The organism is Devosia elaeis, assembly GCF_001650025.1.
In the GTDB taxonomy this organism is placed as follows: domain Bacteria; phylum Pseudomonadota; class Alphaproteobacteria; order Rhizobiales; family Devosiaceae; genus Devosia; species Devosia elaeis.
Window position 1 is genome coordinate 1 of record NZ_LVVY01000114.1, and the last position, 10,139, is coordinate 10,139.

10 protein-coding genes are annotated in these 10,139 nt (G+C 65.6%); all 10 read left to right on the plus strand.

Going from position 1 to position 10,139, the window contains the following annotated elements; translation table 11 throughout:
* Window positions 1-1,076: homoserine dehydrogenase (locus A3840_RS15005; protein ID WP_067458536.1), on the plus strand; the 1,076-nt coding region annotated here is incomplete at its 5' end.
* A 31-nt stretch (window positions 1,077-1,107) separates the two neighbouring features.
* Window positions 1,108-2,094 carry a class II fructose-bisphosphatase gene (glpX, locus tag A3840_RS15010; RefSeq protein WP_067458539.1) on the plus strand — a complete coding sequence of 329 codons (987 nt, stop codon included), beginning with the start codon at window positions 1,108-1,110 and terminating at the stop codon, window positions 2,092-2,094.
* A 72-nt stretch (window positions 2,095-2,166) separates the two neighbouring features.
* The gene (locus A3840_RS15015; protein WP_067458542.1) at window positions 2,167-2,379 is read left to right on the plus strand and encodes a DUF2188 domain-containing protein; all 213 of its coding nucleotides are present in this window, start codon (window positions 2,167-2,169) and stop codon (window positions 2,377-2,379) included.
* Window positions 2,380-2,438: 59 nt separating this feature from the next.
* Window positions 2,439-4,229, plus strand: coding sequence for a single-stranded-DNA-specific exonuclease RecJ (recJ, locus tag A3840_RS15020; protein ID WP_067458545.1), 1,791 nt, complete (start codon window positions 2,439-2,441; stop codon window positions 4,227-4,229).
* Window positions 4,230-4,465: 236 nt separating this feature from the next.
* Window positions 4,466-5,701, plus strand: a complete 1,236-nt coding sequence (locus tag A3840_RS15025) for an SAM-dependent methyltransferase (protein WP_082903934.1) — start codon at window positions 4,466-4,468, stop codon at window positions 5,699-5,701.
* A gap of 146 nt (window positions 5,702-5,847) precedes the next feature.
* Window positions 5,848-6,798 carry an ABC transporter substrate-binding protein gene (locus A3840_RS15030; RefSeq protein ID WP_067458548.1) on the plus strand — a complete coding sequence of 317 codons (951 nt, stop codon included), beginning with the start codon at window positions 5,848-5,850 and terminating at the stop codon, window positions 6,796-6,798.
* Entirely contained in the window at window positions 6,798-7,826 is a 1,029-nt protein-coding gene (locus A3840_RS15035) for a FecCD family ABC transporter permease (RefSeq protein ID WP_067458551.1), read from the plus strand. Before A3840_RS15030 ends, A3840_RS15035 begins: the two co-directional genes overlap by 1 nt.
* The gene (locus A3840_RS15040; RefSeq protein ID WP_067458553.1) at window positions 7,823-8,875 is read left to right on the plus strand and encodes a FecCD family ABC transporter permease; all 1,053 of its coding nucleotides are present in this window, start codon (window positions 7,823-7,825) and stop codon (window positions 8,873-8,875) included. Before A3840_RS15035 ends, A3840_RS15040 begins: the two co-directional genes overlap by 4 nt.
* A gap of 14 nt (window positions 8,876-8,889) precedes the next feature.
* Window positions 8,890-9,708, plus strand: a complete 819-nt coding sequence (locus A3840_RS15045; RefSeq protein WP_067458556.1) for an ABC transporter ATP-binding protein — start codon at window positions 8,890-8,892, stop codon at window positions 9,706-9,708.
* A 75-nt stretch (window positions 9,709-9,783) separates the two neighbouring features.
* Window positions 9,784-9,978 carry a hypothetical protein gene (locus tag A3840_RS15050; RefSeq protein ID WP_067458564.1) on the plus strand — a complete coding sequence of 65 codons (195 nt, stop codon included), beginning with the start codon at window positions 9,784-9,786 and terminating at the stop codon, window positions 9,976-9,978.
* The last annotated feature ends 161 nt before the right edge of the window (window positions 9,979-10,139 follow it).

A 10,139-nucleotide genomic window follows, 5' to 3' on the forward strand; every position in this document is an offset into this window, starting at 1 on the left:
TCGGCGGGGAGGACGGGCCCGCTTTCGCCGCCGTAAAAGCGGCGCTCGAAATCGGCCGCCCCGTCGTCACCGCCAATAAGGCGCTTCTAGCCAAGCATGGCGTCACTCTCGCCCGGATGGCGGAGGAGGCGGGCACCCAGCTCGGCTTCGAGGCTGCGGTGGCCGGCGGTATTCCCGTCATCAAGACTCTCCGCGAGGGCCTGGGTTCGGCCCGTATCGCCAAGGTCTTCGGCATCATGAACGGGACCTGCAATTACATCCTGACCCGGATGGGCAATGAAGGCATTTCCTTTGCCGATTGCCTTAAGGACGCGCAGGCGCTCGGCTATGCGGAAGCCGATCCCACTTTCGACGTCGAGGGCTTCGATACCGCCCATAAGCTGGCGATTCTGGCCACGCTGTGCTTTGGCTACGAAATCGCGCCCGACCGGATGCGCATCGAGGGCATTTCCTCGATCACCCAGCACGACATCCAGGTGGCCGCCGACCTCGGTTACAAAATCAAGCTCCTGGGCATCGCCGAGCGCATCGATGGTGGTGTGGAGCAACGCGTTCACCCCACTTTCGTGCCCAAGGGCAGCGCCATTGCCGGCGTCGACGGCGTCATGAACGCGGTGGCCCTCGAAACCGACCATGTCCACGAATTGCTGCTTGCCGGTCCGGGTGCGGGTGGTCCACCGACGGCTTCCTCGGTCCTGTCCGACATTCTCGACATTGCCCGGGGCACCCGCGTACCGCCGCTGGGGGTGCCAAGCGCGGAATTGCTGCCCTTCAGCGAGGCTGCGATGCGGCCGCATGAGGGCGGTTTCTACATCCGCCTCAGCGCCAAGGATGTGCCCGGCGCGCTAGCCGCCATCGCTACCCGGATGGGCGAAAAGTCGATCTCCATCGATTCCGTCATCCAGCGGTCGGATTTGAGTGCCAAGGCAATCGCACCCGATGGATCGCCGGCCCGCACCGTGGTGATGATCACGCAACAGACTTTGGAATCATCGGTGCGCGAAGCGCTTGCGGAAATCGCCGCGGACGGGTTCATAGTCGGCGAACCGCAATTGATCCGCATCGAAAAGCTCTGATTCCCCGGATCGGAGCGGCGTGGGGGAAATCATGAAGCTCAGCAAGGTCGAAGACGGCCGCGACCCCGCCAATCTCCACCGCACGTTGACCCTCGAAATGGTGCGCGTAACCGAGCGTGCGGCCATCGCCGCCGCTGAATGGCGCGGCAAGGGCAATGAAAAGGCGGCTGATGACGCGGCCGTCGCCGCGATGAAGTCCGAACTCGACCGGGTTGCCATTGCCGGCCGCATCGTGATCGGCGAAGGCGAGCAATTCGAGTGCGACGCGCTCTATGTCGGCGAAAATGTGGGCGCAGGGCAGGGGCCTGAAGTCGATATCGCGGTCGATCCCCTCGAAGGCGTCACCCTTTGCGCCAAGAACCAGCCGGATTCGCTGGTCGTGCTCGCCATGGCGGAGCGCGGGGGCCTGCTCAACGTCGCCCGCAATGTCTATATGCACAAGATCGCCATCGGGGCCGGCTATCCGCCGGACGTGGTGCATATCGAGTGGTCGGCCACCGAAAACGTAAGATCGCTGGCCCGGGCCAAGGGTGTTCCCGTCTCCGAAATCACCGCCATCGTGCTGGACAGGCCGCGCCATGCCGGGCTGCTGGAGGAATTGCGAACCGCAGGCGTGCCGGTAAAGCTGCTGAGCGACGGCGACATCGCCGGCGTCATCCACGCGGTGAATACCGAAGATACCGGCGTCGATATCTATCTCGGATCGGGCGGGGCGCCGGAAGGTGTCCTCGCTGCTGCGGCCTTGCGCTGTATCGGTGGGCAGATGCAGGGCAAGCTTATTCTGGATAGTCCCGACAAGCGCGTACGCGCCAAGGAAATCGGCATTGCCGACCCGAACCGCATCTATGACGTTACCGATCTGGCGTCCGGCGATGTTCTGTTCTCGGCGACGGGCATCACCGACGGCTCGCTCGTCGATGGTGTCAAGCTGCGCCGGAACAGCGTGGAAACCAGCACGGTGGTGATGCGCAGTTGGAGCCAGACCACGCGCTGGATCAAGGCCCGCCACGCCCGCTAGCCGTCCCGCGCCAGACGTGGTGGTCAGGAACGTATTGTCGGCCGCTCCGTTGTCAGGTGACGGAGAACGGACATGGCCGAGCGGCACATAATAGTCTATCTGCGGGACGGCGCCTGGCAGTTCACTTTCCGAGGCACCGTCACCGCGCCATTCTCGTCGCGCGAGGAAGCTATCGAAGCCGCGATCGGCGAGGCTCGTGCCCTTGCCGACCCCGATATCGAGGTCATCGTGCAGGATGTCGATCTGACTGAGAAAACCGTCTGGCGTGCCGGCGGCGGTGATTAGCTGGGCCGATCCCTTCGTCGGGCCTTCCCACCGGCCGCAAAATCTCCTAACCCTCGCGCATGCCCGAAACCGCGCGCCCCTTTCTCGATATCTCCCAATCGGTCACCGGCCGCGCCTGGGTGGATCGTCTGGATGCGGCGGCGGCGCGTAACGCCACGGCCATCGGTCAGCGGGCGGGCATTTCCGATATTCTTTCCCGCATCCTGGCGGGCCGCAATGTCGGCATTGATGATGCCGAAACCTGGCTTGATCCGACCATTCGCGCGCTCATGCCCGATCCGTCCACCCTGACGGCGATGGATGCGCTGGCCGAGCGCCTGGCCCGCGCGATCACCGATAACGAGCGCATCGCCCTTTTCGGCGATTACGACGTGGACGGTGCCTGTTCCTGTGCTCTGATGGCTCGCTATCTCCGCCATTTCGGACTCGATCCGCAGGTGCATATTCCCGATCGCATCTTCGAGGGTTATGGGCCCAATGTGGCCGCCATGGACAAGCTGATCGATGCCGGCGCCAGCCTCGTCATCACGCTGGATTGCGGCACGACCAGCGACGGCCCCATCGCCCATGCGCGCCAGCGCGGCGCCGATGTGCTGGTCATCGACCATCATCTTTCCGACCACGAGCTTCCGCCTGCCACTGCTTTGGTCAATCCCAACCGGCCGGACGACATTTCCGGGCTGTCCTATCTCTGTGCGGCGGGCGTCACCTTCATGGTGCTCGTCGCCGTCAACCGCGTCCTGCGCCAACGCGGCGACACCGGCCTGCCGGATTTGCTGAAACTGCTCGACCTGGTCGCGCTGGCAACGGTCTGCGACGTGGTTCCCCTGGTTGGGCTCAACCGCGCTTTCGTCATCCGCGGCCTCGAAATTGCCCGTCGCGGTGATCGACCCGGCCTGGCTGCTCTCGGCCTTGCCGCCCGCATCAACGGCCCGATCAACCCCTACCATCTCGGCTTTCTCATCGGTCCGCGCATCAATGCCGGTGGCCGTATCGGCGATGCGGCGCTCGGTACGCGCCTGCTGGCGCTCGACGACGAACACGAGGCCATGGCGATTGCTGCCCGATTGGACGAGCTCAACAGCGAGCGCCAGCGCATCGAGGTCGAGGCGGTCGAGGAAGCCTGTGCGACCGCCGAAGCCGAGATCGGCGGAGGGGAGGGGCCGCCCGTGCTTGTCCTGGCCTCCGCCAATTGGCATCCGGGAGTCGTCGGTCTCGTCGCCGCGCGGCTTCGGGAGCGGTTCGAGCGGCCCAGCTTCGCGATCGCGCTCAATCCCGATGGCACCGGCACCGGCTCCGGCCGTTCCATGCCCGGCGTCGATCTGGGCTCGGCGGTGATTGAAGCGGTCGAAACCGGCTTGCTCATAAAGGGCGGCGGGCACGCCATGGCGGCCGGCGTTTCGCTGCGCCCGGGCGAACTCGGCACGTTCCGCGCCTTCCTCGCGGAGCGACTCGGCAGCAGCGTCCGGGCGGCGCGGGCCGCCTCGGCGCTCAAGATCGATGCGGCGCTCACGGCACGCGGAGCCAGCCTGGATTTGCTCCATGGCATCGAACGGGCCGGGCCGTTCGGGTCGGGCAATCCTTCCCCGGTCTTCGCCTTCCCGGCCCATCGCGCCCGCTATCCGCAGATCGTCGGCAAGGGCGGCCATATCAGCTTCAGCCTGACCTCCGACGATGGCGCGAGACTGAAGGCCATCGCTTTTCGGGCGGCCGGAACGGCCGTTGGCGACATCCTGATGCGCGACGTCGAGCAGCCGTTGCACTTCGCCGGCTCGCTATCGCTGGATCATTACCAGGGCCGCGAGCAGGTCCAGTTCCGCCTGCTGGACATCGCCCGTCCCCCGCGCTGAGCGCGCCGTGGATCTTGATCGGCGTTGCCTTCGCATCCTCTCTTGAATCGTTTTCGGTTCGGCCCATTTCACTTCAAACAGCCGCTTGCATCTATGTGCATCGCGGCTAAAGTGTTCACACGACGTCATCGGATGGGGTGTTTCGCCCCTGACGTTAGACGCCACTGACGCTGAATTTTGGCGACAGCGATAGGCCGGTCGCCTCTTAACGCGATACTTTGGACCTGGCGGCGCATATGACCAAAACTGCCGTAGAACATTCCCGTACAGGCGTTTCTCCCTGGACGCATTTCACTTCCTGGCTGGTAGAGGCCATTGGCTTTCGCCTGATCGGACAGCCTTCGCGCGGCTCGCTCACCGTCATCTTTCCCAATGGCCACACCCGCACTGTGGGCCAGGGCAATTCCGGCGAGCACACCACGCTGCGGCTGAACAATTTCAAGGTCATCAACGAAGCCATGCAACGCGGTACGGTGGGCTTCGCTGCGGCCTATATGAACGGCGATATCGAGGTCGATGACCTGACGGCGCTGTTCCGCTTCTTCCTGCAGAACCGGGACATGTTCGATAACGCCAACAAGGGTTTTTTCCGCAAGGCCGCCTCGGACCTGCATTACCATGTGTCGCGCCGGAACACGCTGGAAGGGTCCAAGAAGAACATTGCCGAGCACTATGATCTCGGCAACGATTTTTACGGCCAATGGCTCGATCCCTCGATGACCTATTCCTCTGCGGTTTTCTCCTCGGGCGACCAGAGCCTGGAAGAAGCGCAACTGGCCAAATATCACCGCGTCGCCGATATGGCGGGCATCACCGAAGGCTCTTCCGTCCTGGAGATCGGCTGCGGCTGGGGCGGCTTTGCCGAGACCGTCGCGCGGGACTACAAGGCTAATCTTCGCGGCATCACGCTATCGGCCGAACAGTTGAAATTCGGCCTGGAGCGCCTCGAGCGGCAGGGTCTCGATAAATATGCCAAGCTGGTCTTCGAGGACTACCGGCACACCCAGGGACAGTTCGACCATATCGGTTCCATCGAAATGATCGAGGCCGTGGGCGAGGACAATTGGCCCAGCTATTTCCAGACGCTGCATGATCGGCTGAAACCCGGCGGCACGGCCGCCATCCAGGCGATCACCATTCGCGAAGCCGATTTCGAGCATTATCGCTCCGGTCCCGACTTCATCCAGCGTTACATCTTCCCCGGCGGCATGCTGCTGACCAAGCAGGTCATGAAGGAGTTCGGCGAGCGCTATGGCCTCGTGTTGGAAAATGTCGAGACCTTCGGTCTGTCCTATGCCCGGACCCTCCGGCTGTGGCGCGAACGGTTTCTCGAGCGCTGGCCCATGATAGCGCCGCTGGGCTACGACGAGCATTTCCGCCGTAAATGGGTCTATTACCTCTCCTATTGCGAAGCCGGCTTCAGCGAAGGCTCCATCGATGTCGGCATTTACCAGTACAGACGACCGGCCTGACGGCGCGGTTCGCAAGGTTTCAGCATCGCCGGGCTTGCCCGGCGATTTGCTGTCCGGATAGGGGCCGCTGGCATTAAAAACATGACTTGACCGCTCATCTTACCAACGCTAGGGAACGGCATAGCCAAAACCTGACGGTCATCACCATGTTTCGCATCTCCGCTCTTGCGCTCTGCCTTCTTGCCGGGACCGCGCTGCCCAGCTTCGCCCAGGCCTGGAGCTATACCGGGGGCGATGGCGAGACCGTTACGCTGGATGCGGTGCCGACGCGCATCATCGCCCACCAGGATGCCGCTGCCGGCCTTATTCCGCTCGGCATCCGCCCCGTCGGCATCTATGCCGATAGCCCGATAGAGGCCGCCAAGGCGCTCGAGGGCCTGGACTTGACCGGCATCGAGATCGTCGGGACGGCCTGGAGTGAAGTCGATATCGAGAAGGTGGCCGCGCTTGATCCCGACCTGATCATCGGCGAATGGTGGGACCGCAACGGGGCCTGGTCCGGCGGTGCGGATGTCGAAGCCGCGCTGGCCCCGCTCGCGCCGCTGACCGGCGTTGCCGCCAGCGATTCCATCGTCGGTATGATCGAGGAATACGAAGAACTGGCCGCCAGCCTCGGCGCCGATCTCGACGATCTGGCCATTGCGCGCAGCAAGGCCGATTTTGAAGCCGCGCGGGCGGGTTTCCAGGCGGCAACGGCCGCCAAGCCCGACCTCAAGGCCGTTGCGGTCTATGCCGGCGCCGATGCCATCTACTTCGCCGATCCCGCCGGCGCCGCCGAACTCCTCGATCTGCGCTCCTGGGGGCTCGATCTCATCTCGCCCGAAGGCGTCGATGCCGCCGGAAACAATTATTTCGAGACCGTCAGCTGGGAGAATGCCGACAAATACCCGGCCGACCTGATCCTGGTCGACAATCGTTCCGCCTCGACCTTGCAGACCGCGCTCGCGCAGCCGACCTGGACGCTCAATCCCGGCGCCGCTGCCGGCCAGGTCACGGATTGGCCCGCATTCTGGCTGCGCAATTACGCTGCCTATGCCGGCGAACTCGAAAAGCTGACCGCCGCCATCAACGCCGCCGATCCCGATCTTGCCCCCTGATGACGGCTCCGGTTTCGGATCGCGGGCGCAAGGCGGCCCGGCTCGGCCTGGGTCTCTTGCTGCTGGCCATGGCCCTGGTGGCCATCGCCCTCCTGTCGCTGACCACGGGAGCCCGCGCCATTCCGGCCGAAACCGTATGGGGCGCGCTGACCGCCTATGATCCGGCCAGCACCGAGCACCGCATCATCCAGGACCTGCGCCTGCCGCGCACCATAGTCGGCCTGCTGGTCGGCGCCGCCCTGGGACTCGCCGGGGCAGTGCTCCAGGGCGCCACCCGCAATCCCCTGGCCGATCCCTCCATCCTCGGCATCAATGCCGGAGCGGCCCTGGCCGTGGTGCTCGGCGTCGCCTTTTTCGGCATGACGCAATTGTCCACCTATGTATGGCTGGCCTTCATTGGGGCGGGCGCGGCCATGCTGGTGGTCTATGCGGTCGCCTCGCTGGGCCGCGAAGGCGCCACGCCGGTGAAACTCGCACTGGCCGGCGCAGCCATCACCGCCGTGCTGCAATCGATCATCAACGCCATCCTGCTGACCAGCCCGCGCACGCTCGACGAGGTGCGGTTCTGGCAGGTGGGGTCGCTGGCCGGGCGCTCCATCGATATCGTGTTCCAGGTCGCTCCTTTCCTTGCCCTGGGCGCCGTGCTGGCCCTTGCCACGGCGCGGCTTCTGGACGGGTTGTCCATGGGCGACGACGTGGCGCGCGCCCTGGGCCAGCGCATCGGCCTGTCGCGCGGCCTGGCCGGCCTTGCCGCGGTCATCCTGGCCGGTGCGGCGACGGCGGCCGCCGGTCCCATCGCCTTTGTCGGGCTCACCGTGCCGCATGTCGCCCGCGCCGTGACGGGGCCGGGCTATCGCTGGATCCTGCCTTATTCCATGGTAATGGCTCCCATCCTGCTGCTCGGCGCCGATGTCGTCGGCCGCGTCATCTCTCCGCCCGGCGAAGTCCAGGTCGGTATCGTCACCGCCTTTATCGGCGCCCCCTTCTTCATCGCGCTGGTGCGCCGTCGCAAGCTGGCCGCCCTATGAGCATCGCCCTCGACACCAGCCGCATCAGCCGCGCCCGAAGCCGGGCCGCCGCCCGCCGCCATGCCGTCGCCGGCGGGCTGGCCGCCGCCCTGGTCCTGGGCTTCGCCGCCGCGCTCTATCTCGGCGATTATCCCGTGCCCCTCGACGGGGTCATCCGCTCGCTCTTCTCCCCCCTGACCGGCCTCACCGATCGCGGCATCGACTTCATCGTGCTCCAGGTCCGCCTGCCGCGCGCCATTCTGGCGCTGCTCTCCGGCGCCGCCTTCGCGCTGGCCGGAATCATTTTCCAAACTCTTCTGCGTAACCCCCTGGCCAGCCCCGATATTATCGGTATCGCCCATGGCGCCAGCGCGGCGGCCGTCTTCTCCATCATCATCCTGGGCTGGTCCGGCCTTTCCGTGTCGCTGGGCGCTTTTGGCGGGGCGGTGCTCACCGCGCTCGCCATCTATCTCCTCGCCTGGCGCAATGGCGTCACCGCTTATCGCGTCGTGCTGATCGGCATCGGCATGGCCGCCATGCTGGCCGCGATCATCTCCTATCTCTTCACCCGCGCCCGGCTCAACGAGGTGCAGCAGGCCATGGCCTGGCTGGTGGGCAGCCTCAATGCATCCCGTCCCGGTGACATCGTCGTGCTCGGCGGCGCCATGCTGGTGCTCGTGCCCGCCATGATCGCGCTGCTGCGCGGCCTCGACGCCATGGAACTGGGGGACGACACGGCGCGGGCGCTGGGCGCCAGGGTGGAAATCAACCGGCTGGGCCTGATGCTGGTGGCCGTGGGCTTTGCCGCCTTTGCCACCGCCGCCGTTGGGCCGGTGGGCTTCGTCGCCTTCGTCTCCGGCCCCCTGGCGCGCGCGCTGTTGAAAGGGGCAGGGCGGGGCTTCCTCCATGCCAGCCTGGTCGGGGCGCTGGTCATGCTGGTCTCCGATCTTCTCGCCCAGCACCTGCTGCCCAATACCCAATTGCCCGTGGGCGTCGTCACGGGTGCCTGCGGCGCGCTGTTCCTGCTATGGCTGTTGATGGCCTCCGGCCGGTCCGGCCGCGTAAACTGATCGGAGCCTTCGCCATGTCCGCCAATCACCAGCTCCTCGCCGCCGGTCTCGATCTCGGCTATGGCGACCGCCGGATCGTCTCCGCGCTCGATCTTACCGTGCCGGCAGGCAAGCTCACCGTCATCGTGGGCGCCAATGCCTGCGGCAAGTCCACCCTGCTGCGCGGTCTCGCCCGCCTCCTGAGCCCGACGCGCGGCGCGGTCTATCTCGACGGCAAGCCCATCCACCAGATGCCGACCCGGGAAGTGGCGACCGTGCTCGGCGTGCTGCCGCAAAGTCCGATTGCCCCTGAAGCCATCACCGTCACCGATCTGGTGGGGCGCGGCCGCTATCCGCATCAGGGCTGGTTCCGCCGCTGGACCCCCGAGGACGACGCGGCGGTCGCCCGGGCCCTGGCCGCCACGGACACGCTGGACCTGGCCGAAAGGCCGGTGGACGAACTTTCCGGCGGCCAGCGGCAGCGGGTCTGGATCGCCATGGCGCTGGCGCAGGAAACCGACCTGCTGCTGCTCGACGAGCCCACGACCTTCCTCGACATCAACCACCAGGTGGAAGTGCTCGATCTGCTGACCGACCTGGTCAGGACCGGCGGGCGCACCATGGTGGTGGTGCTGCACGACCTGAACCTGGCCTGCCGCTATGCCGACCATATCGTGGCCATGAAAGCCGGCACCATCGTCGCCGAGGGCCGGCCGGTCGCGGTGATGACGGAAAAGGTGGTGCATGACGTCTTCGGCATGGCCTCGCGCATAATGGTCGATCCGGTCTCGGACACGCCGATGATCGTACCCATCGGCCGCCATCATACCGAAGGCGCCATGGCCCGGGCATAATCTCGATCAACTCCCGCAGGCTGCCGGAACCGCGGCCCCCTCCTGGCGTTCCCGTCACGCAACAAGGAGGCCGCCATGAATCTGAACTGGACCAGTCTGACCCTCGCCCAGCGACGGGCGCTGTCCATCCTCTGCCAGGAAGGACCGTGCCCGCTGCCCCCCGATCTCGGCGAACAATTGCTCAATCTGGGCCTGGCGGAACGGGCCATGGGCGACGTCTATTGCGTCAGCGCCCTCGGCGCCACGGTCCCGCCCAGCACCCTGCATTGATCCCAAGCGCCGTCGGCCGCCGACGGCGCCGGGCTGGCCATACGCCCGGGTTTCCCGCCCGGGCTTTGTGTTGTCTGGCCGAGCCGAAGCGCCGGACGGCATAAAAACCTCCGGGTTCGAGAAGTCGATGGAAGCCCCGAGGCGGATTCCGCCTCAGAATT